We start from the raw sequence: 22,696 nt of genomic DNA, 5'->3' as shown, positions 1-22,696 counted from the left end.
CCGCTCACAGCGCGAACGTCACCGATAGGCGGGCCTGTCGCGGTGCGCCGGGGAACAGGTAGTAGTCACCGCCGCTGCTGCCGGTATCACGCCAGTAGAAGCGGTTGAACACGTTGTCCACCGACAGGTTCCAGGTCACCGCACGCTGGTGCAGGCGATGCTGGAAACGCAGGCCGGCATCGAACACCGAGTAGTCCGGTGCACGCACGCCGCCATCGGCACGGGCGACGTTGGCACCGGCATAGCGCCAGCCCCCGGTCGCCTCCAGGCCCTGCACGAAGGGCAACGCGTAGGCCAGGTGCACGCTGGCGCGCACCTTCGGCACGTTCACCAGCTGATGGCCTTCATGGGCCGGCGTGCCGGTGTCGCGCGCGCGCGCCTGCAGCACGCTGGCGCTGGCCACGATCTGCAGTGCATCGGTCAGCTGGCCGTTGGCGGTCAGCTCCAGGCCGGTATGGGTCTGCGTGCCCTGTTCGACGAAGGTATAGCCAGCGTCGCTGTTGTCGGGCTGGGCGTACTGGTACGGCTGCGAAATGCGGAACACCGCCGCGCCCAGCGTCAGCGCCTCGACCGGCACGTACTTCACGCCCACTTCCAGCTGCCGCGACTGCACCGAGGGCAGGAAGGTATCGGCGTTGCTGGTCCAGAACGGCGCTTCCTGGCCCAATGAAATGCCGCGCACGTAGCTGGCGTAGGCATTGAGCTGGTCGGTCGCCTTCCACACCAGCGCGGTCTGCGGCAGGAAGCGCGACAGGCGGCTGTGGCGCTGCGGGGTGCCGCGCTTGTCGTACGCGCGTTCATCCAGGCGCACGAAGCGGCCACCGGCCAGCCATTGCCAGTCGTCACCGAAGCTCATCCGGTCCAGCGCGAAGAATGCGGTCTGGCGGCTGTCCAGGCGCCGTGCGGACGGGCCGGGCATCTTCGGCGACGGCTCGAACACCGGCACCTGCGCGTCGTGGATGTTGCTGGTGCCGACGTACTCGTTGACGCTGGGGCGCTTGTCCACGGTGCGGCGGAAATAGTCGGCACCGACGGTCAGCTGGTGGCCGACCGTGCCGGTCTCGAAGCGGCCGCGCAGCTCGGCACGCGCCTGCTGGTTGCGCCGGGTGTCGTCGGGGCTGCGGTAGTCGTAGACGTCGTAGTCGCCATTGGGGGCGAAGTAGTTGCCCGGCACGCTGCCATCGGCGCATTGCGCGGCGTAATAGCAGCCGTAGGCGAAGGCGACGTTGTCATCGATCACCGAGCGGCTGTGGCCGACCGAGACGCGCGACTGCCACGCGTCGTTGAAGTCGTAGGTGTGCAGGGCGGTGATGTTGGTGCTGGCGATATCCACCGGGCGCTGCCACGGCTGGTAGCCGAGCAGGTACTCGCGGTCGACACCGCGCGGCAGGACACGCGCGCCCAGCAGCTGGTAGCCGGACACCGAGCGCTGCGAACTGGTCTGGTAGTTGGCATCCACTTCCAGCTTGCCGCGCTCGCCGATCAGCCAGTCGGCGGCCAGCGAGTAGAAGTTGCGGCGGCCATCGGCGTGCTCGACGTAGGAATTGCTGGAATCCCAGGCGGCGTTCAAGCGCAGGCCGAAGCGCGGGGTGATCCAGTGGCCGACATCGACGGCGACGTAGCGCGAGCCTTCCGAATCGGTGCCGAGCGTGGCGGTGCGCACTTCGGCCGGACGCTTGCCGATGTAATTGATGATGCCGCCCGGCGCCATCACACCAGCGGCCAGGCCGGCTTCACCCTTGAGGATCTCCACCGCCTGCACGTTCTCCAGCGCCAGGCGCTGTTCGCCAGCGATGGACAGGCCGTTGAAGCGATAGCCGGTGGCGGCATCGAGCGCGAATCCGCGGATGGCGATGTTCTGGTAATAGCCCACGGGTGCATACGCATCACCCAGCGAGGCATCGTTGCTGGCCAGCTCGGACAGCGAACGCACCTGGCGGCGATCAAGGTAGTCGCGCTCGAGCACGTTCACCGAAGCCGGCGTGTCCTTCCACGAACCGCCACCGAAGGCATTCACGCGTGAGGTATCCGCCTTCGGCTTGCCGGCCTGCACGCGCACCGCCGCCAGTTCGGTGGGCGAACGTTCGGCACCGGTGGCAGCCGCATCGGAAGCAGCGTCGGCTTCGCTGGCATGCAGCGGCAGAGCGGCGCAGAGGGCGAGGGAGAGCAGGGTGGGGCGCAGGCAGCGGTTCATTCGGTTCGTCTTCGGACAACAAGGGAGACGAAGCGACGGCGCGCAGGTGCACGGCCCATGACGGGGGTGTGGCTGCGGCTCAAAGCTCCCTACGCCGGTGCAAACCGGATCAGGTTCCAAGGGACTCTCTCAGCCTGGCAGATCCAGGCACCCCCGCTTCAGGTGACCATTTCACTACAAATGGTACGGATTTGCGAGCCGGTGGCGTTCATGCCGCGGCGTGCAGGGCCTGCAGCAGTGCCTGACCGGGCGGGCTGTGGAACCATGCCGGATGCCCCAGCATGAAGGGCTGCCAGGCCACGTCGGCGTTCGCGGTCGAGCTGGTGACACCTTCGAAGTACTCCACTTCGGACAGTGCGAAGTCGAAATGGACCATCGGCAGCAGGTCGGCCAGCAGGTGCACGCGCGCGGCCGACAGTGGCAGCACCTGGCGATAGCCGTCGAGCAACGCCAGTGCGATGTCGATGCGTACCGCCTCCATGCCGCGCTCCAGTTCCAGCCACGCCACCGCGTTGCGCTCGATCGCGGTGGCGAGGTCGAACAGTGCGCTGGTGGGCGAGGCCAGGCCGAAATCCAGCACGGTGCTGACCTGGCCGTCGCGCCACAGCAGGTTGGAGACGTGCCAGTCGTTGTGCGCCCATAGCCCGGGTTCGTCGCGCAGGCGCTCGGCCAGGCCGCTGTGCCACGGCAGTACGTCGCGGCGGAGCTGGGCTTCCCACGGGATGCGTGCGAGGTAGCGGGCCAGGCCGGGGCGTGTGGCCAGGTCAGACTTGATTGCTGCAATCGGATCGTCGGCACGGATCAGATCGTCGCGCGCGACCAGCACATGGGTGCTGCGCTGCGGCGCGTGGTAGCTGTCCGAAGCCTGGTGCAGTCGCGCCAGCATGCGGCCGGCTTCGCGGGCCTGCGCGACATCGGTCAGCAGCGACCATGACACTGCATCGCGGTACAGATCGTCGCCTACGCCAACGGCGTGCAGTTCAAAGGTCCACTCGCCCTGTTCGACGGCGGTATGGCCATCGGCGGCCGCCAGCACCTGCACCACGGGCAGGCCTGCCGCCGCGAGATGCGCGATGAAGCGGTGCTCTTCTTCCAGGCAGGCCGCGCTGCGCACGCTGTGGTGATGGCGCTTGATGAACACCGCACCCTGCGCGCCGTCGACAATGGCGGCGGCCGACAGTGGCCGCGGGCTGTGCCAGCGCGCCTGGCTTTGCCCGTCAAGCTGCGGGTAGTGCTCGCGCAGCCAGCCGATGTCCCGCGTGCTGATCGGTGGCCAGTCGGCGGCGACCTCGTCGTTGTTGAGGCCCTGCACGCGGTGGGAGGAAGAAGTCATGCCGCAGCCCGAGAGGGGAAAGTCACATCCAAGGCTGCGCATTCAACGCCATGCCCGCGGCCAACGCAAACGGGCGGGTCATCGACCCGCCCGTCCCTGCGCCCGCGCGCGGTGAGCCGTGCCGCCGCTTACCAGCCGCGATGACGGCCGCGGTCGTTGTAGTAGCGGTTGTCGTAATAGCGATCGCGCTGCCAGCGGCGGTCGTCACCGCGGTCGTAGTAGCCGCTGCGGTAGTAGCCACGATCGTAGCGGCGGTCGTAGCGGTTGTCATAGTAGCGGTTGTCGTAATAGCGACGGTCGCGGCGGTCGGAGGTGGTCAGGTTGCCGATCGCACCGCCGGCCACGGCACCGCCGACGGTCGCGGCGGGGTCGCCGTTGGAGAGCAGGTTGCCGGCCACGCCACCGACCACGGCGCCAACCAGGGTGCGCTTGTCCTTCCTCGACATCGCGCTGGCATCGCTGACCACGGCGACACCGGCCACCAGTGCCAGAGCCATCGCCAGACCACGGAAGCTGAGTGTGGAAGTACTGAGCATGTTCGTTCTCCTGTGAGGTGCATGCCACGCTGGGCAGGGAGGGCGCGGGGCGCCCCGGCTGCCGTGATGTCCACGCTGGCGTTCCAACATTGCCGGAACATTGCCTGGCCCACCGTGCAGCTTGCGCATTCATCTAGCGGCAGGCGGCATGAAGCAAGGCTGAAAGCGGGCCTGGCCGCTCAGCTGGCAGATAGGGAACGGGCGGTGCACCCTGGCCCTGTTCGGGGCCTGTGTTGTGCGGGCTGCGTCTCAGATCTTGCCGTCGCGCAGGTAATCGAACAGTTCGGCGTCGCCCTTCAGGCCCAGCTTGAGCATGGCGTCACCCTTCTGGCGGCTGATGGTGCTGACACTTTTGTGCAGTTGCAGCGAGATCTCCTTCACGGTCATGCCGGTGCCGAGCAGCCGCAGTACCTCCACCTCGCGGGGCGACAGCGGCTTGCCGTCGCCCTCGCGCATGCGCCAGCCGCCCGCGGCCTCGACCCGCTCGCGCAGGCTGCGGCTGATGTAGGCCTGGCCGCGGTAGACCGCCTGGATGGCCTGCGGTAGTTCGTCCATCGACGAGCTCTTGTCGACCAGGCCCAGCACGCCGCTGTCGAGCACCATGCGCAGGATCGCCAGGTTGTTGGAGACGCTGAGCATCAGCACCGGCAGCTCGGGATGACGGCGGCGGATCATGCCGATCATGGCGAAGCCATCGGCCTGGGGGCTGCCGGGCATGGAGTAGTCGGTGACCAGCAGGTCGCAGGGTTGGTCGCCCAGCAGGGCCATCAGCGCCTGCGCGCTGTCGGCTTCGCCGACCACGCGGCCCACCCCGCTCGATTCGATGACGGCGCGGGTGCCGATACGGACCACCGGGTGGTCGTCTGCGATGATGATGCGCAAGCTCATGCTCTAGTATGACCACCGGGCAGGCCGGGCCGCGACCATCGCGGTCCCTGGCAGCATTCTAGGAGATCGACGCCGATGCGTAGCTGGGCTGTTCGCGGGCTGGTCCTGCTGCTGGCCGTACTGGTGCTGCCAGCGGCCCTGGCACAGGGCGTTCCAGGGCTGCTGCCGCTCAGCTCCCTGCAGCGTGAGTACCTCGCCGCCCATCCGAGCATCGTCGTGGGCCAGTATGACAGCGGCTGGCCGCCATTCGAGTCCCTCCATGATGGCCAGCAGGTTGGCCTGGGACCAGATTATCTGTCGCTTCTTGCCCGCCAGCTAGGCGTCAGGGTGGAGGCCCGTCGCTATCCAGATTGGACATCCGTGTTGGATGCGGCGTGCCGTGGCGAGATCGATGTGGTGATGAATGTCGGTCTCAGTGCCGACCGCACCCGTTGCATGGTGTACACGGCCGCCTATGGCGAAGCACCGTTGGCCCTGGTGGGCCGGCCGGGCGACCTGCGTGGCTCCGACAATCCTGATCTGGATGGATTGCGGGTGGTGATCGAGCAGGATTTCCTGACCGGTCCGCAGGTGCGGGCACGATTCCCGCGCGCACGGCAGCTTGTCGCACACAGCTCGCTGGCGGCGCTCGAGATGGTCAGAGACGACAAAGCTGATGTCTATATCGGCAATGCTTATGTCGCCACTGAACTGATCGCCGTCCAGCATCTGCAGGGTGTGGTGCTGCTGCGACCCAGCGATCTGCCGCCCGAACGGCTGCACTTCGGCATCCCCAGCAGCAAGCAGCCGCTGGCCGAAGCGCTGGACCTGGCCCTGGCCGCAACCAGCCAGGCCCAGCGCGATGCCCTGGCGAGGCGCTGGCTGCCGCCACCGCAATGGTCGGCGTCGGCGCAGATGGCGCTGAGCCAGGCCGAAAAGCGGGTGCTGGAGCAGCCACTGAAGATCGGCTTCGCACCGAATGCGGCGCCGTTGTCGTTCACCGGCGGGGATGGTGCGCCCAGTGGCCTGGCCAGCGAGTACCTGCATCGGCTGGTGCAGGCTGGTGCACACCTGCAGCCGGAGAGCAGCCACGACTGGTACGAGGTGCGCGAGAAGGCGCGCCGTGGCGAGCTGCAGGCGGTGATGGGCATCCCGGCCGATTCGCGCTACCTCGGGCCGGACTGGGTGTTCAGCCAGCCCTTCATCAGCGTGCCGAACGTGATCGTCAGCCGCGTCGACAGCCCTGCCCTGCTGGGCCTGTCGGACCTGCAGGGAAAGCGCGTGCTGCTGTCCGATCCGGAGCGCGTGCGTGGCTACGTGCTGCAGCAGGCACCGCAGGCCCGGATCATGGCGGCGCGTAGTGCCGAACAGGCGATGCAGCGGGTTCTTGATGGCGAAGCCGATGCCTATGTGGGCAACCTGGCGCTGGTCAATCAGCTGCTGCGCAGCCGCTTCCAGGGGCGCCTGCAGGTTGCTGCCCCGGCGGGTTTCAACGATCAGCTGGTGATGGCGGTGGAGCGCCGCCATGCCGCGCTGGCCACGACCTTCGACCGCCTGCTGCTGCAGATGGCACCGCGCGAGCACGAGGCATTGCGCGGCGACTGGCTGTCGGTCGAGCACCGCAATGGGGTCGACTGGAAGCGGGTGCTGCGCTGGGCACTGCCGCTGCTGCTGGTGCTGCTGACCGCCGTGCTGGTGCATGGCATCGGCTACTGGCGGCTGCGCCGCGAAGTGGCCGGGCGGCGTCACCTGGAACAGCGCCTGGCCGAAGTCACCGACAACCTCCCGGCGGTGGTCTACCAGGCACGCCGCGATGCCGATGGCACGCTCAGCTTCCCGTTCATCGCCGGCGATCTGCAGGCCCTGTTCGGAATCAGCCGGCAGCAGGCCGAGCAGGATGCGAAGATCCTGCTGGAGCGCATCGAGGAGGACGATCGCGCGCGCATCCTGCAGGCGGTCGAGCAGGCCGCGCGCCAGTTCGCGCCATTGATCCTGGAATTCCGCCTGCGCGCCGAGGGCACCGACGCGCGCTGGGTGCGCAGCCAGGCCCATCCCTATGCGGCCGAAGCCGGCGCGGTGACGTGGAGTGGCTACTGGGTGGATGTGAGCGAGGCGCGCGCACAGGCCGATGCCCTGGTGGCGGCGAAGGCCGACGCCGAGCAGGCGGCGGAGGCCAAGTCGCGTTTCCTGGCCACCATGAGTCATGAGATCCGCACGCCGATGAGTGGCGTGCTCGGCATGCTGGAAGTGCTGGCGCATTCACCGCTGGACGCCGAGCAGCAGCGCATTCTGGGCGTGATCGAGGATTCGGCGCAGATGCTGCGGCAGATTCTCGACGACATCCTCGATTACTCCAGGCTTGAAGCCGGTGCGCTGCGCCTGGAGCCGGTGCCGCAGCCCCTGCGGCCGTTGCTGGAAAGCGTTTGCCGCCTGCTCTCGGCCCAGGCCAGTGCACGCGGGCTGGCGCTGCACGTGCAGATTGATCCACAGCTGGCGCCCGCGCACGAAGTCGATGGCGTACGCCTGCGCCAGATCGTGTTCAACCTGCTCAGCAACGCCATCAAGTTCACCGCCCAGGGCGAGGTCCGCCTGCAGCTGGAGGTGCTGGGGCCGACCCGCGAGGACGGCGCCCAGCCGTTGTGCCTGAGCGTCACCGACACCGGCATGGGCATCGCACCGGAGCAGCTGCAGCACCTGTTCGCACCCTTCACCCAGGCCGGTGCCTACATCCAGCGCGACCACGGTGGCACCGGCCTGGGCCTGAGCATCAGCCAGCGGCTGGCGCAGATGATGGAGGGCGAGCTGACCCTGCACAGCACGCTGGGCGAGGGCACCCGTGCCGAAGTGCGGTTGTCGCTGGTGGAAGCGGGCAGTGGCGATGTCGAGGCCCTGGTGGCCGAGCAGGAGCAGGCCGCATTGCTGCCGGCCGCGCTGCGCCAGGCGCGCGTGCTGGTGATCGAGGATCACCCGACCAACCAGGCGATGATGGCCTGGCGGTTGCAGCAGCTGGGCGTGCCGCACGTGATGGTCGGCGATGGCCAGCAGGGGCTGGATCGGCTGGCCGCGGAGAGTTTCGACCTGGTGATCACCGATTGCCGCATGCCGGTACTGGACGGGTTCGGCTTCACCCGCCTGCTGCGCGAACGCGAAGGCCGCACCGGCCAGCCGCGGCTGACCGTGCTGGCGTTGACCGCCAGCGTGCTGGACGACGATGCGCGCCGCTGCCGCGAGGCCGGCATGGATGAGGTGCTGGCCAAGCCGCTGTCACTGGCCACGCTGCGTGCGGCGCTGCTGCGCTGGTTGCCGCAGGCACAGGGCCAGACGTTCGCCGAGCCGGTAACGGAGGTGGTGGCCGACGACGGCATGGCGCTGCCCGATCTGGCCGACCTGCAGCAGCGGTTCGGCTCACGGGCGGTGGCCGAGCAGCTGCGCGACAGCCTGCTGCAGGCCAGCGAGGAGGATCTGGCGGCCGTGCAGCGCGCGCTGCAGGCCGGTGACCGTGCGGCCGCGGCGCTACACCTGCATCGCCAGGCCGGCGGCCTCGGGGCGGTGGGGGCGGGCGTGCTGGCAGGCCAGGCCAATGCGCTGGTCGAGCGCCTGCAGGACGCAACCGAAACCGATCCGGCGCCGCTGTTCGCTGCGGTCGCGGCGTTCGTGGCCCGGCTGCAGCAACAGCTGCAGCGGCTGGCTCACTGAGCCGACTGCTGCTGCAGGTAGGCGATCACCAACGCGCGGCGTTCGGCGCTGGGGAAGGCGTTGTACATGCGCGTGCCCGGCACCAGGTGGGTGGGCGACTGCAGGAATGCATCCAGGGTCTGCGCGGTCCAGGTGATGTCGGCGCGGCGCATGCCGTCGGAATAGCTGTAGTCGGGCAGGCTGCCTGCACGGCGACCGATCACGCCATGCAGGTTCGGCCCGAAGCGATGGATCCCGCCAGGCTGCACGGTATGGCAACCGGCGCACAGCTCGAACGCGCGCTGCATGGCCTGCTGGTGGGCCTGTTCGGGCGTGGCCGGCGCGGCGGGCGGGCGCTGGCAGGCCGTGGCCGCCAGTGCCATGGCAACGATGGTGAGCAGGTTGAAGGCGCGCATGGGCGGGCAGGATAGCGGTGCGCGGAAACGACCGGGCTGCGACATGCAGTCGCAGCCCGAGGCGGTCACATGCCCGAGTAGTTCGGGCCGCCGCCGCCCTGCGGGGTCACCCAGACGATGTTCTGGGTCGGGTCCTTGATGTCGCAGGTCTTGCAGTGCACGCAGTTCTGCGCGTTGATCTGCAGCCGCGCGTTGTCGGCCTCGCCGACGAACTCGTACACGCCGGCCGGGCAGTAGCGTGCTTCCGGGCCGGCGTACTCGGCCAGGTTCACCTTCACCGGAATGCTGGCGTCCTTCAGCGTCAGGTGGCTGGGCTGGTTCTCGTCGTGGTTGGTGCTGCTCAGGAACACCGAGCTGAGGCGGTCGAAGGTCAGCACGCCATCCGGCTTCGGGTAGGCGATGCGGGTGTGCTTGGCCGCCGGCTCCAGGCAGGCGTGGTCCGGGGTGCTGTGGCGCAGGGTCCACGGTGGGTTGCGCACGCCCAGCTTGGGCAGCAGCCACTGCTCGATGCCGGTCATCAGCGTGGCCACGGTCTGGCCCTTCTTGAACCACTGCTTGAAGTTCTTGGCCTGCTGCAGTTCGGTGAACAGCCAGCTGGCTTCGAACGCCTTCGGGTAGGCGTCCAGTTCATCGTGCTGGCGATCGGCAGCCAGGGCGTCGAAGGCCGCATCGGCGCACAACATGCCGGTCTTGATCGCGGCGTGGCTGCCCTTGATGCGGCTGACGTTGAGGTAGCCGGCCTCGCAGCCGACCAGTGCGCCACCGGGGAACACCGTCTTCGGCAGCGACATCAGGCCACCGGCGGTGATGGCGCGCGCGCCGTAACCGATGCGGGTGCCACCTTCCAGGTGCTTGCGGATGGACGGGTGGGTCTTGAAGCGCTGGAATTCCTCGAACGGGCTCAGCCACGGGTTCTTGTAGTCCAGGCCGACCACGTAGCCGATGGCAACCTTGCCGCCGTCAGCGTGGTACAGGAACGCGCCGCCATAGGTGTCGTTGTCCAGCGGCCAGCCGGCGGCGTGCACCACCAGGCCCGGCTCATGCTTGGCCGGGTCGATCTGCCACAGCTCCTTGATGCCGATGCCGTAGGCTTGCGGGTCCTTGCCTTCGTCCAGCTTGTAACGGGCGATCAGCTGGCGGCCGAGGTGGCCGCGCGCGCCTTCAGCGAAGATCGTGTACTTGGCCTGCAACGCCATGCCACGCTCGAAGGCCGGGCCGATGCTGCCGTCCTTCTCGATGCCCATGTCGCCGGTGGCTACGCCGATCACTTCACCGTTGTCGCCATACAGCACCTCGGCGGCGGCGAAGCCGGGGAAGATCGCCACTTCCAGCGCCTCGGCCTGCTGCGCCAGCCAACGGGTCACTTCGCCCAGGCTGATGATGTAGTTGCCTTCGTTGTGGAAGCACTCCGGCAGCAGCGCGTTGGGCGTGCTGCGTGCGCCGGTTTCGCTGAGGAACAGGAATTCGTCGCGGGTGACCTTCTGCTTCAGCGGCGCGCCGCGCTCGGCCCAGTCCGGGAACAGCTCGGTCAGTGCACGCGGGTCCATCACCGCACCGGACAGCACATGCGCGCCCGGCTCGGAGCCCTTCTCCAGCACGCAGACCGACAGTTCGCGACCGGCTTCGATCGCGCGTTGGCGCAGGTGGATCGCGGTGGCCAGGCCGGCGGGGCCGGCGCCGACGATCACCACGTCGAACTCCATTACTTCACGCGGGGGCAGGGCGTTGGCTTCAGCGCTCATCGATTGCATGACTCGTGGGTAGGGCCGGCATCGGGGCCACCGGCGGTGCCTGGAAATCGCGCGTGCAGCCACGGGCGAAACGGTTGTTTGAATGTGTCAGGGTACCGGGCCGCGCGTGATCGAGCTAGATCGCCGATGTTCACATCCCGATTGCTGCATTGCAGCGTAGGGCCGCCGCTCTGGTGGGTGCCGACCTGGGTCGGCACGCTCTGCCCGGATGACCGACAATGGCCCGGTCCTGACTGCGCGTGAGTGCCATGGCTTTGCATCCGTACGATCTGTTCGATGTCCGTTCCCTGCTCAACGAGGAAGAGCGCGCGGTGCAGGAGAGCGTCGCCCGCTTCACCAACGAGCGGGTGCTGCCGATCATCGGCGATGCCTTTGACCAGGCCCGTTTTCCATCTGAACTGGTGCCGGAGATCGCATCGCTGGGCCTGCTCGGCGCCACCCTGCCGGCCGAATACGGCGGCGGTGGCCTCGGTGCGGTCAGCTACGGCCTGATCTGCCAGGAGCTGGAGCGTGGCGACTCGGGCCTGCGCAGCTTCGTTTCGGTGCAGAGCTCGCTGTGCATGTATCCCATCTACGCCTATGGCAGCGAGGAACAGCGCCAGCAGTGGCTGCCGGCGATGGCGCGCGGCGAACTGATCGGCTGCTTCGGCCTGACCGAGGCGCACGGCGGTTCCGATCCGGCCAGCATGAAGACCCGTGCGGTGCGCGACGGCAGTGACTGGCGGATCAGCGGCAGCAAGATGTGGATCACCAGCGGGCCGGTGGCCGACCTGGCGATCGTCTGGGCGCAGACCGAGGACGGCATCCAGGGCTTCGTGCTGGAAAAGGGCATGGCCGGCTTCACCACCCAGGAAATCAAGCACAAGATGAGCCTGCGCGCCTCGCTGACCGGTGCGCTGTTCTTCGACGACGTGCGCGTGCCCGACAGCCATCGCCTGCCGAACGTGAAGGGCCTGAAGGGGCCGCTGGGCTGCCTGACCCAGGCCCGCTTCGGCATCAGCTGGGGCCCGATCGGCGCGGCCATCGCCTGCCTGGATGAAGCACTGGGCTATGCCAAGGAGCGCGTGCTGTTCGGGCGCCCGTTGGCGGCCACGCAGAGCGCACAGATCAAGCTGGCCGAGATGGCCCGCCGCATCACCACCGCGCAGCTGCTGGCATTGCAGTTGGGGCGGTTGAAGGAAGCGGGCCAGCTGCAGCCGCAGCAGGTCAGCCTGGCCAAGTGGAACAACTGCCGCATGGCGATCGACATCGCCCGCGAGTGTCGCGATCTGCTGGGTGGGGCCGGCATCACCACCGAGCACGTGGCGATCCGCCACGCACTGAACCTGGAATCGGTGATCACCTATGAAGGCACCGAGACCGTGCACCAGCTGGTGATCGGCCGCGAACTGACCGGCATCAACGCGTTCTGAAATCGGGTTGTGGTGGGTGCCAACCTTGGTTGGCACATTCCTTCAGCATCCGGCCAGGCATTTGTGCGGACCAAGGTCCGCACCCACCAACCGGCATGCGCTGAACCTGGAATCGGTGATCACCTACTGAAGCCTGGTTCTGGTGGGTGCCAACCTTGGTTGGCACATTGCTTCAGCGCCCGACCAGGCATTTGTGCGGACCAAGGTCCGCACCCACCAAGTGCGGTCCGCACCCACCAAGTGCGGTTCAAACCAACCAGGAGCGGTTCACACCCACCTGAGGCGGTTTACGCCCCGCCGGCAAACCCGTGCTGCCGCCAGGCCTCGTACATCACCACGGCGACGGTGTTGGAAAGATTGAGGCTTCGATTGTCCGGCCGCATCGGCAGGCGCAGGCGGGCGCCATCGGGCAGGGCATCGAGCACGTCCTGCGGCAGGCCGCGGCTTTCCGGGCCGAACAGGAACGCATCGCCATCTTCAAAGGCCACGCTGTCATAACGCACGCTTGCCCGGGTACTCAGGGCGAACAGCCGCTTGGGCGCGATCCGCGCCAGCGCGGTGTCCAGGTCCGGGTGCACCTGCAGGCGCGAGTACTCGTGGTAGTCCAGCCCGGCGCGCTTGAGCTGCTTGTCTTCCAGTGCGAAGCCGAGCGGCTCGACCAGGTGCAGCTGCGCGCCGGTGTTGGCGCAGAGCCGGATCACATTGCCCGTGTTGGGCGGGATTTCCGGTTGGAACAGGATCACGTGGAACTGGGGCGCGGCATTCATCGGCGCAGTGTACCTGCGACGGCCGCCGCGTTTACGGCGCACGCCCTGCACGGGGCAGGGCGGCACCGGTTACGGGCGCAGCAGGACCTGGGCGGTTTCGCTGGCCAGGGCCTGCAGGTCGGCAGCGCTCGGGCGCACCTGCAGGGCCGGCAGGTTGACGATGACCGAGTGGGCAACGTTGGTAGCGGCGGCGGCCAGGGTGGCGGCGTAGCGCTGGGCTTCCAGTTCGGCGGCCAGGGCGACGCGCTGCTCCAGGCTGGGGCGCACTTCCACCGAGGCCAACGTGGTGATCGGCATCGCGGCGGCGACCGGAGTGGCGGCGTAGCCGTTGCGCTCGGCCAGCTGGTCGGCGCTCGGGCGCACCTCCACGGTGGCCAGGGTCGGGATGCCGCTGGCCTGTTCCCAGGCCTGCTGGGCCAGCTGGTCGGCGGCCGGGCGGACCTGCACGGTGGACAGGGTCTTGATGGATTCGGAGGCCTGCACCGACGAAACAACCGCGGTGCCGGCAATCAGGGCGATGGCGATGGCAATGGTCTTGGCGTTCATGACGGGGCCTGTTTAGTGTTGGTGATCAGTGGTGTGGTAGTAAGGTAGTACACCGATTCTGGGCTTGCAAGGAAAATTTTCGATTTCCTGCATTTGTTCAGTCTTCAGTCATCTTGCGTCTGAAGCCCTTCCTGGCGCAGGAAGTACCAAGCAATCCCCGTGCCAACTTTTAGTTGTTGATTTGAAAGGCTTTTTTCGATTCGAAAAGTGTCCGCTGGGCGGACACCTGTCCATTCGATGGGCGACGGACACTGTCCGGACGCGGGTCGCCGCCGCATGTGACCTGCCAGAAGGCCGCAGCGAGGGGCCGAAATGCCGCATCAGGGCAAACACCCCCAGTGACTGGCGACCGATTCCTGCCGCTGCGTGCGCACGCTAGGATCGGGGTTCACCTACGTGACCAAGGATCCGGATATGTCTCTCGCCCTTCGCCCGCGCGCTGCATTGCTGGCTGTCGCCCTCAGCACCGCCCTGGGCACGCTTGCGCCCACCCCTGTGCTGGCCGCCAAGCCGGCTGCCCCGGCCAAGGTCGATATCCCGTATGAGCAGTTCACCCTGCCCAACGGCCTGCGGGTGATCGTGCATACCGATCGCAAGGCGCCGATCGTAGCGGTCAACGTCTGGTACCACGTGGGCAGCAAGGACGAACCGGCCGGCCGCACCGGCTTCGCGCACCTGTTCGAACACCTGATGTTCCAGCGCAGCGAAAACCACGACGGCGAGTACTTCGAGCCGTTCAAGCAGGTCGGTGCCACCAACCAGAACGGCACCACCAATACCGACCGCACCAACTACTTCGAGAACGTCCCGACCACCGCGCTGGACATGGCGCTGTGGATGGAATCGGACCGCATGGGCCATCTGGTCGGTGCGATCGACCAGGCGGCGCTGGACGAGCAGCGTGGCGTGGTGCAGAACGAGAAGCGCCAGGGCGAGAACCAGCCCTACGGCCAGGCCTGGGACCAGATCAACAAGGCGCTGTACCCGGTCGGCCACCCGTACCACCACGGTGTGATCGGTTCGATGAACGATCTCAACGCGGCCTCGCTGGACGACGTGAAGACCTGGTTCCGCACCTGGTACGGCCCGAACAATGCAGTGCTGGTGCTGGCCGGTGACATCGACCTGGCCACCGCCAAGGAGAAGGTCGCCAAGTACTTCGGCAGTATCCCGGCCGGTCCGACCATGGCGCAGCCGGCGGTGAACGTGGCCAAGCGCAGTGCAGACAGCCGCGAGACGATGACCGACAAGGTGCCGCAGCCACGCATCTACCGCGCCTGGAACGTGCCGCAGGTCGGCACCACCGATATCGATCAGCTGCAGCTGTTCGCGCAGGTACTCGGTGGCGCCAAGTCCTCGCGCCTGAGCCAGCGCCTGCAGCACCAGGACAAGCTGGTGGACAGCATCGGTTCGGGCCTGTCGACCTCGCAGCTGGGCTCCAACTTCGTGATCGTGGCAACCGTGAAGCAGGGCCAGGACCCGGCCAAGGTCGAGAAGATCATCGATGAGGAACTGGACCGGCTGATCAAGCAGGGTCCGACCGCGGCCGAACTTGAACGCGCCAAGACCGGCGCCCGCGCCGGCTTCATCCGCGGCATCGAGCGCATCGGTGGTTTTGGCGGCAAGGCCGACGCGCTGGCCGAGTGCGCCGTGTTCACCGGCGACCCCGGCTGCTTCCGCACGTCGCTGGCCAACATCGACAAGGCCACGGCCGCCGACCTGAGCCGTCTGGGCGCGCAGTGGCTGGACAAGGGCAGCCACACCCTGGTGATCGAGCCGGGTGAGCGCGTGGCGTTGAAGGAAGAACCGAGCCAGACGCCGAAGCCGTTCACCGTGCCGGCGGTGGACCCGAAGTACAGCACCCTGCCCGAGCAGGTGGACCGCAAGGCGGGCGTGCCGCAGACCCGCGAGTTCCCGCAGCTGAAGTTCCCGGCGCTGCAGCGCGCCACGCTGAAGAACGGCACCCAGGTGATCCTGGCCGAACGCCATGAAATCCCGGTGGTGCAGTTCAGCTACCAGTTCCCGGGCGGCTTCAGCGCCGACCAGGGACGCAAGCCGGGCACCGCCAACTTCACCATGAGCCTGATGACCGAAGGCGCCGGCAAGCTGGGTTCGCTGGCCTTCGCCGATGCTGCCGACGCACTGGGCGCCAGCCTGGATGCCTCGGCCGGCCTGGATTCGATGAGCGTGGACCTGTCCGCGCTGAAGGAGAACCTGGCTCCGTCGCTGGCGCTGTACCGCGACCTGCTGCGCGAGCCGCGCTTCGAGCAGGGCGAGATCGACCGGGTCCGGGCGACCTGGATCGCCGGCATCCAGCAGGAGAAGGTCAACCCGGGTGCGGTGGCGATGCGCGTGCTGCCGCCGTTGCTGTACGGCAAGGGCCACCCGTACGCCATTCCGTTCACCGGCAGCGGTGACGAAGCGGCGATCAACGGCCTGACCCGCGAAGACCTGGTCGACTTCCACCACGACTGGCTGCGCCCGCAGAACGGCACCCTGATCGTGGTCGGTGACACCACGCTGGCCGAGATCGTGCCGCTGCTGGACAAGCAGCTGGGCGACTGGAAGGCCAGTGGCGATGCCCCGCAGGTGAAGGCCGCCACCGACGTCGCGCTGCCGAAGGGCCCGCGCGTGTTCCTGATCGACCAGCCGGGTGCGGTGCAGGCCAACCTGTTCGCCGGCCAGGTGGTGCCGCCATCAAGCGCCACCAGCTCGACCCGCTTCGACATCGCCAACGGCGTGATCGGCGGTGACTTCACCTCGCGCCTGAACATGAACCTGCGCGAGGATAAGCACTGGTCGTACGGTGCGCGCAGCAGCGCGGTCAATTCGGTGGGCCAGCGTCCGTGGATGGCCAGTGCGCCGGTGCAGATCGACAAGACCGGCCCGGCGATGGCGGAGATGCGCAAGGAAATCGCCGCGTTCGCCGATGGCAGCAAGCCGGCCACCGCTGCCGAGGTCAACCGCATCCGCAACATCCAGACCCTGAGCCTGCCCGGTGCCTACGAGACCGCCAGCGCGGTGGCGTCGACCATCGGTTCGATCGTGCAGTTCAAGCGTCCGGACGACTATGTGCTGCGCCGCAAGGCCGAAATCGAGGCGATGACCCCGGCGCAGGTGCAGCAGGCCGCGGCCGAGATCAAGCCGCAGGCGCTGACCTGGGTGGTGGTGGGTGACCTCAAGCAGACCGAAGCGGCCGTGCGCGCGCTGAACCTGGGCGAGGTGACGGTGATCGACGCCGAAGGCAACCCGGTCAAGAAGTAAGGGATGCGCCTGCCCGCCATGGCGGGCAGGCCTCCCCGGTAGTGCCGGCCGCTGGCCGGCACCCCCGCAGCCCGTGACCGGAGGGCCCCGCTCGCCGGGCTACCCCCGATTCAGGCTGTTCAGGCAGAATCCCCCCATACCCTTCCAGGATCTGCCCATGCGCGTTCTGCTGCTTTCCTCCCTGCTGCTCACCGTCACCGCCTGCACCTGGGTGCCGATCGAACCGGCCGGCAAGGCGACCCGCGTGCTGCCGGCAGGCCCGGTTCCGGCCGGCTGCATCGCCAAGGGCGAGGTGGTGGTCACCGTGAAGAGCAAGGTCGGCTTCTACAACCGCAACCCGCTGCGCGTGCAGGAAGAGCTGGAAACCCTGGCCCGCAACGAGGCACCGAGTGCCGGCGCCAACGCCGTGCAGGCCGCCGCAGCCCCTGCCGACGGTAGCCAGCGCTTCGCCGCGTTCCAGTGCCCGCCGCGCTGAACGCTTCACCATACGGGCGAGGCTGAATTCGTAAAGATGCGGTGAAAGCCCGGGAGTTATAGAATAGCGCCCCCTTTTGCCTGAGCCTTGGCGCTAACCTCGATGCTCTTCAAGAATGTCTCGATCGCCGGCCTGGCACACGTCGACGCGCCGCATACGCTGACGACCAAGGAAATCAACGAGCGGCTGCAGCCGACGCTGGACCGCCTGGGTATCCGCACCGACGTGCTCGGCGACATCGCCGGCATCCACGCCCGCCGCCTGTGGGACAACGGCGTGCTGGCCTCCGATGCGGCCACCATGGCCGGGCGCAAGGCGCTGGAAGACGCGGGCATCACCGCGACCCAGGTCGGCCTGCTGGTCAACACCTCGGTCAGCCGCGATTACCTGGAGCCGTCCACGGCGTCGATCGTCTCCGGCAACCTTGGCGTCAGCGACGAGTGCATGACCTTCGACGTTGCCAATGCCTGCCTGGCCTTCATCAACGGCATGGATATCGCCGCGCGCATGATCGAGCGCGGCGACATCGACTACGCGCTGGTGGTGGATGGCGAAACCGCCAACCTGGTGTACGAGAAGACTCTGGAGCGCATGACCGCCCCGGACGTCACCGCCGACGATTTCCGCAACGAGCTGGCCGCGCTGACCACCGGTTCGGGCGCCGCCGCGATGGTGATGGCGCGCTCGGAACTGGTGCCGGACGCCCCGCGCTACAAGGGCGGCGTGACCCGCTCGGCCACCGAGTGGAACCAGCTGTGCCTGGGCAACCTGGACCGCATGGTCACCGACACCCGCCTGCTGCTGATCGAAGGCATCAAGCTGGCCCAGAAGACCTTCACTGCCGCCAAGATCGCCTTGGGCTGGGCCGTGGAAGAGCTGGACCAGTTCGTGATCCACCAGGTCAGCCAGCCGCACACCGCTGCGTTCATCAAGAACTTCGGCATCGATCCGAAGAAGGTCATGACCATCTTCGGCGAGCACGGCAACATCGGTCCGGCCTCGGTGCCGATCGTGCTGAGCAAGCTCAAGCAGCTGGGCAAGCTGAAGAAGGGCGATCGCATCGCGCTTCTGGGCATCGGCTCGGGCCTGAACTGCTCGATGGCTGAAGTGGTCTGGTAAGCAGCCCGCTGCCCGACCTCCTGTAGAGCCGAGCCATGCTCGGCTCACGCGCGCAGCGCGGCTCTTCCGCAGCGGACCGGAGAGCAGCCGAACATCGGCTCGGCTCTATACCGCGCCGCGATTCTCCCTAGGTGCTCCGCATGCGCGATCTTCCCGGTTACCCCGCCCACCCGCAGCGTTTCGACGTGCGCCCCGGCCTGTCGATGAACTATCTCGACGAAGGCCCGCGCGACGGCGAGGTGGTGGTGATGGTGCACGGCAATCCGTCGTGGAGCTACTACTGGCGCACGCTGGTGGCCGGCCTGTCGGACAAGTACCGCTGCATCGTGCCGGACCACATCGGCATGGGCCTGTCGGACAAGCCGGACGACAGCCGCTACGAATACACCCTGCAGTCGCGCGTGGACGACCTCGATGCGCTGCTGAAGCATCTGGGCATCACCGGCCCGGTGACCCTGGCCGTGCACGACTGGGGCGGCATGATCGGTTTCGGCTGGGCGCTGTCGCACCACGAGCAGGTGAAGCGCCTGGTGGTGCTCAACACCGCCGCGTTCCCGATGCCGGCGGCGAAGAAGATGCCGTGGCAGATCGCGCTGGGCCGCCACTGGAAGATCGGTGAGTGGATCATCCGCACCTTCAACGCGTTCTCGTCCGGCGCCTCGTGGCTGGGCGTGGAACGGAAGATGCCGGCCGATGTGCGCCGTGCCTATGTGTCGCCGTACAACAGCTACGCCAACCGCATCAGCACCATCCGCTTCATGCAGGACATCCCGCTGTCACCGGCCGACAAGGCCTGGTCGCTGCTGGAGCGCGCCGGCAAGGCGCTGCCGTCGTTCGCCGACCGCCCGGCCTTCCTCGGCTGGGGCCTGCGCGACTTCGTGTTCGACCATCATTTCCTGAAGGGCTTCCAGGCGGCGCTGCCGCAGGCCCAGGTGCATGCCTTCGAGGACGCCGGCCATTACGTGCTGGAAGACAAGCACGACGTGCTGGTGCCGGAAATCCGCGCGTTCCTCGACAGCAACCCGATCTGAGGGGCGTGCCGACCAACGGTCGGCACCCACCGGAAGAGGTAATCGGTAGGTGCCGACCGTTGGTCGGCACACCGGCCAGGTTCATGAGGTTGCCGGCCAGCGGCCGGCACTACCACTACGCCGCGACCGGTGCCTGCGGTGGTGAGGACGGGCTGTTGCCGTTGTCGTCCGGATGGCCGTCATCGTTCCCGGCCTCGTCGCGCCAGCGCCAGTCGGCCAGCGTCAGCGGATCCAGGCCATAGGCGATGCGCGCCTTGTCGCACTGCGGGCTGGCCTTGCCGTACTCCCACGACGCATCCACCTCGCGGCACACGCTGGGCCGGTTGGGGTGGATGGTGCAGCGTGAATACACGCCGATCTGCGCATCCAGCGCCACGCAGCGCACCGGCTTGGAGTGGGTGCCGCGCATGCACAGGCGATGCGGGTCGAGCACCTCGGTGAGCTGGTGCGGCACGCCGCCGGGGGTGACCTCGTCCGATTCCATCCAGTGGAAGGCCACGCGGTATTGGGTGCAGCAGGCGCCGCAGGTCATGCAGGGATGTTGCATGGGCAAGCCGCCTCGGGCGGCAGTCGGAATCAGGAACGAGGGTGCGGATTTTCCACGAAGTGGGCCGCCGCGCAAGAAATTCCGTAAGCGGCGACAATGAACGGATGAACGGACCCTGCAACATTGCGGCCCGCCTGCCTGAACTGGCTCGCGAACGCCCTGACCAGATCGCCATCCGCTGCCCCGGCCGCCGCGGTGCCGGCAATGGCATGGCGGCCTATGACGTGACCCTGGACTATCGCCAGCTGGACGCCCGCAGCGATGCCATGGCGGCCGGCCTGGCCGGCTACGGCATCGGCCGCGGCGTGCGCACGGTGGTGATGGTGCGGCCGTCGCCGGAATTCTTCCTGCTGATGTTTGCGCTGTTCAAGCTGGGCGCGGTGCCGGTGCTGGTCGACCCGGGCATCGACAGGCGCGCGCTGAAGCAGTGCCTGGACGAGGCGCAGCCGGAGGCCTTCATCGGTATCCCGCTGGCGCATGTGGCGCGGCTGGCGCTGCGCTGGGCGCCTTCGGCCACCCGCCTGGTCACTGTCGGTCGCCGCCTTGGCTGGGGTGGAACGACCCTGGCCGCACTCGAGCGCGCAGGCGCCAATGGTGGGCCGATGCTGGCCGGCACCGACGGCGAGGACATGGCGGCGATCCTGTTCACCAGCGGCTCCACCGGCGTGCCCAAGGGCGTGGTCTACCGTCACCGCCACTTCGTCGGCCAGATCCAGCTGCTGGGCAGCGCGTTCGGCATGGAAGCCGGTGGGGTGGACCTGCCGACCTTCCCGCCCTTCGCGCTGTTCGATCCGGCGCTGGGCCTGACCTCGGTGATCCCGGACATGGACCCGACGCGGCCGGCACAGGCCGATCCGGCGCGATTGCACGACGCCATCCAGCGCTTCGGCGTGACCCAGCTGTTCGGTTCACCGGCCCTCATGCGCGTGCTGGCCAGGCATGGCCGCCCGCTGCCGACCGTGACCCGGGTGACGTCGGCCGGTGCGCCGGTGCCGCCGGACGTGGTTGCCACCATCCGCCGCCTGTTGCCGGCCGATGCGCAGTTCTGGACCCCGTATGGCGCCACCGAGTGCCTGCCGGTGGCCGTGGTTGAAGGCCGCGAGCTGGAGCGCACCCGCGCCGCCACCGAGGCCGGCGCCGGCACCTGCGTGGGCAGCGTGGTGGAGCCGAACGAGGTGCGCATCATCGCCATCGATGATGCCCCGCTGCCGGACTGGGGGCAGGCACGCGTGCTGGCCACCGGCGAGGTGGGCGAGATCACCGTGGCCGGGCCGACCACCACCGACAGCTATTTCAACCGCCCGCAGGCGACCGCGGCAGCGAAGATCAGCGAAACCCTGGCCGATGGCAGCATCCGCATCGTGCACCGCATGGGCGACGTGGGGTACTTCGATGCACAGGGCCGCCTGTGGTTCTGCGGGCGCAAGACGCAGCGCGTGGAAACCGCACGCGGGCCGCTGTACACCGAGCAGGTCGAGCCGGTGTTCAACACCGTCGCCGGCGTGGCGCGCAGCGCGCTGGTCGGTGTTGGCGCCGCAGGTGCGCAGGTGCCGGTGCTGTGCGTGGAACTGCAGCGTGGCCAGTCCGACAGCCCGGCACTGCAGGAAGCACTGCGCGCTCACGCAGCAGCCCGCGTGCCTGAGGCCGGCCTGCAGCACTTCCTGGTGCATCCGGCCTTCCCGGTCGATATCCGTCACAACGCCAAGATCGGCCGCGAGAAGCTCGCCGTCTGGGCCAGCGCCGAACTGGAGAAGCGCGCATGAAGATCCTGGTCACTGGTGGGGGTGGTTTCCTTGGCCAGGCGCTGTGCCGCGGGCTGGTCGAACGCGGCCACCAGGTGCTGGCGTTCAACCGCAGCCACTACCCGGAACTACAGGCGATGGGCGTGGGCCAGATCCGTGGCGACCTGGCCGATGCGCAGGCGGTGCTGCATGCGGTGGCTGGCGTCGATGCGGTGTTCCACAACGGCGCCAAGGCTGGCGCCTGGGGCAGCTATGACAGCTACCACCAGGCCAACGTGGTCGGCACTGACAACGTCATCGCCGCGTGCCGCGCGCATGGCATCAGCCGGCTGGTCTACACCTCCACGCCCAGCGTGACCCACCGTGCCACCCATCCGGTGGAAGGCCTCGGCGCCGACGAGGTGCCGTATGGCGAGGATTTCCAGGCGCCGTATGCGGCGACCAAGGCGATTGCCGAGCAACGCGTGCTGGCCGCCAACGATGCGACGCTGGCGACGGTAGCGCTGCGCCCGCGCCTGATCTGGGGGCCGGGCGACCAGCAGCTGGTGCCGCGCCTGGCCGAGCGTGCACGGCAGGGTCGCCTGCGCCTGGTGGGCGATGGCAACAACAAGGTCGATACCACCTACATCGACAACGCCGCGCTGGCGCACTTCCTCGCCTTCGAAGCCCTGGCACCGGGCGCGGCCTGCGCCGGCAAGGCGTACTTCATCTCCAACGGCGAACCGCTGCCGATGCGCGAGCTGGTCAACAAGCTGCTGGCCGCCGTGGGGGCGCCGACGGTGGACAAGGCGATCAGCTTCAGGACCGCCTATCGCATCGGCGCGGTCTGCGAGCGGCTGTGGCCGTTGCTGCGCCTGCGTGGCGAACCGCCGTTGACCCGTTTCCTGGCCGAGCAGCTGTGTACGCCGCACTGGTACAGCATGGAGCCGGCACGGCGCGATTTCGGCTACGTGCCGCAGGTCAGCATCGAAGAAGGGCTGCGCAGGCTGAAGGCTTCATCTGCCGCATAGATCGCCATCAC

At 68.0% G+C, this 22,696-nt stretch carries 17 protein-coding genes and 1 riboswitch; of the genes, 8 read left to right on the top strand and 9 right to left on the bottom strand.

All coding sequences use genetic code 11. The annotated features are described in order from the left end of the window. Positions 1-4 precede the first annotated feature (4 nt). The 4 genes from N5C18_RS04660 to N5C18_RS04645 all read right to left on the bottom strand — a co-directional run bounded on the left by N5C18_RS04660 (position 5) and on the right by N5C18_RS04645 (position 4,951). A complete protein-coding gene (locus N5C18_RS04660) occupies positions 5-2,194 on the bottom strand; it encodes a TonB-dependent siderophore receptor (RefSeq protein ID WP_279943946.1) in 2,190 nt (729 codons plus the stop codon). A gap of 69 nt (positions 2,195-2,263) precedes the next feature. Further along, positions 2,264-2,359, bottom strand: a riboswitch (TPP riboswitch). A 43-nt stretch (positions 2,360-2,402) separates the two neighbouring features. Further along, complete coding sequence (locus N5C18_RS04655; protein ID WP_279943945.1) at positions 2,403-3,527, bottom strand: phosphotransferase; 1,125 nt, start codon at positions 3,525-3,527, stop codon at positions 2,403-2,405. A gap of 128 nt (positions 3,528-3,655) precedes the next feature. Further along, the gene (locus N5C18_RS04650; RefSeq protein WP_040006712.1) at positions 3,656-4,063 is read right to left on the bottom strand and encodes a glycine zipper 2TM domain-containing protein; all 408 of its coding nucleotides are present in this window, start codon (positions 4,061-4,063) and stop codon (positions 3,656-3,658) included. 249 nt (positions 4,064-4,312) lie between these two features. Beyond that, entirely contained in the window at positions 4,313-4,951 is a 639-nt protein-coding gene (locus N5C18_RS04645) for a response regulator transcription factor (protein ID WP_053511118.1), read from the bottom strand. Positions 4,952-5,026: 75 nt separating this feature from the next. Between N5C18_RS04645 and N5C18_RS04640 the strand changes: the two genes are divergently transcribed. Next, complete coding sequence (locus tag N5C18_RS04640; RefSeq protein ID WP_279943944.1) at positions 5,027-8,626, top strand: transporter substrate-binding domain-containing protein; 3,600 nt, start codon at positions 5,027-5,029, stop codon at positions 8,624-8,626. On the opposite strand, the gene N5C18_RS04635 is transcribed toward N5C18_RS04640, so the two are convergent. Together N5C18_RS04635 and N5C18_RS04630 are read right to left on the bottom strand one after the other, a co-directional pair. Next, complete coding sequence (locus N5C18_RS04635; RefSeq protein WP_053511122.1) at positions 8,620-9,021, bottom strand: c-type cytochrome; 402 nt, start codon at positions 9,019-9,021, stop codon at positions 8,620-8,622. The genes N5C18_RS04640 and N5C18_RS04635 overlap by 7 nt on opposite strands. A gap of 65 nt (positions 9,022-9,086) precedes the next feature. Beyond that, on the bottom strand, positions 9,087-10,763 hold the full coding sequence (locus N5C18_RS04630; RefSeq protein WP_279943943.1) for an electron transfer flavoprotein-ubiquinone oxidoreductase: 1,677 nt from the start codon (positions 10,761-10,763) through the stop codon (positions 9,087-9,089). A gap of 257 nt (positions 10,764-11,020) precedes the next feature. Here N5C18_RS04630 and N5C18_RS04625 point away from each other — a divergent pair, with 257 nt between their 5' ends. Beyond that, positions 11,021-12,184, top strand: coding sequence for an acyl-CoA dehydrogenase family protein (locus tag N5C18_RS04625; protein ID WP_053448481.1), 1,164 nt, complete (start codon positions 11,021-11,023; stop codon positions 12,182-12,184). 287 nt (positions 12,185-12,471) lie between these two features. Here the strand turns inward: N5C18_RS04625 and N5C18_RS04620 are convergent, their stop codons facing one another. Both N5C18_RS04620 and N5C18_RS04615 read right to left on the bottom strand, forming a co-directional pair. Next, positions 12,472-12,951 (bottom strand): tRNA (cytidine(34)-2'-O)-methyltransferase, encoded by a 480-nt coding sequence (locus tag N5C18_RS04620; RefSeq protein WP_004153580.1) that lies wholly within the window; start codon positions 12,949-12,951, stop codon positions 12,472-12,474. Positions 12,952-13,020: 69 nt separating this feature from the next. Beyond that, positions 13,021-13,497: a hypothetical protein gene (locus tag N5C18_RS04615; protein ID WP_053448482.1), complete on the bottom strand. Its 477-nt coding sequence runs from the start codon at positions 13,495-13,497 to the stop codon at positions 13,021-13,023. A 414-nt stretch (positions 13,498-13,911) separates the two neighbouring features. Here N5C18_RS04615 and N5C18_RS04610 point away from each other — a divergent pair, with 414 nt between their 5' ends. The 4 genes from N5C18_RS04610 to N5C18_RS04595 all read left to right on the top strand — a co-directional run bounded on the left by N5C18_RS04610 (position 13,912) and on the right by N5C18_RS04595 (position 19,386). Then, entirely contained in the window at positions 13,912-16,761 is a 2,850-nt protein-coding gene (locus tag N5C18_RS04610) for a pitrilysin family protein (protein ID WP_279943942.1), read from the top strand. A gap of 157 nt (positions 16,762-16,918) precedes the next feature. After that, on the top strand, positions 16,919-17,236 hold the full coding sequence (locus N5C18_RS04605) for a DUF4156 domain-containing protein (protein ID WP_005407628.1): 318 nt from the start codon (positions 16,919-16,921) through the stop codon (positions 17,234-17,236). Between the two features lie 102 nt (positions 17,237-17,338). After that, positions 17,339-18,355 carry a 3-oxoacyl-ACP synthase III gene (locus tag N5C18_RS04600; protein WP_004153587.1) on the top strand — a complete coding sequence of 339 codons (1,017 nt, stop codon included), beginning with the start codon at positions 17,339-17,341 and terminating at the stop codon, positions 18,353-18,355. A gap of 140 nt (positions 18,356-18,495) precedes the next feature. Continuing rightward, a complete protein-coding gene (locus tag N5C18_RS04595) occupies positions 18,496-19,386 on the top strand; it encodes an alpha/beta fold hydrolase (RefSeq protein WP_180878704.1) in 891 nt (296 codons plus the stop codon). A 115-nt stretch (positions 19,387-19,501) separates the two neighbouring features. Here the strand turns inward: N5C18_RS04595 and N5C18_RS04590 are convergent, their stop codons facing one another. Next, positions 19,502-19,933, bottom strand: a complete 432-nt coding sequence (locus tag N5C18_RS04590) for a YkgJ family cysteine cluster protein (protein WP_049458121.1) — start codon at positions 19,931-19,933, stop codon at positions 19,502-19,504. A 104-nt stretch (positions 19,934-20,037) separates the two neighbouring features. Between N5C18_RS04590 and oleC the strand changes: the two genes are divergently transcribed. Then, complete coding sequence (oleC, locus tag N5C18_RS04585) at positions 20,038-21,696, top strand: olefin beta-lactone synthetase (RefSeq protein WP_053448486.1); 1,659 nt, start codon at positions 20,038-20,040, stop codon at positions 21,694-21,696. After that, positions 21,693-22,685: a 2-alkyl-3-oxoalkanoate reductase gene (gene oleD / locus N5C18_RS04580; protein ID WP_049458119.1), complete on the top strand. Its 993-nt coding sequence runs from the start codon at positions 21,693-21,695 to the stop codon at positions 22,683-22,685. The genes oleC and oleD overlap by 4 nt, the downstream gene beginning before the upstream one ends. Positions 22,686-22,696: the final 11 nt, after the last annotated feature.

This window comes from Stenotrophomonas sp. GD03930 (assembly GCF_029839665.1).
Taxonomy (GTDB): Bacteria; Pseudomonadota; Gammaproteobacteria; order Xanthomonadales; family Xanthomonadaceae; genus Stenotrophomonas; species Stenotrophomonas forensis.
The sequence above is the reverse complement of the archived record's forward strand: the minus strand, read 5'-3'. Positions and strand labels throughout refer to the sequence as shown.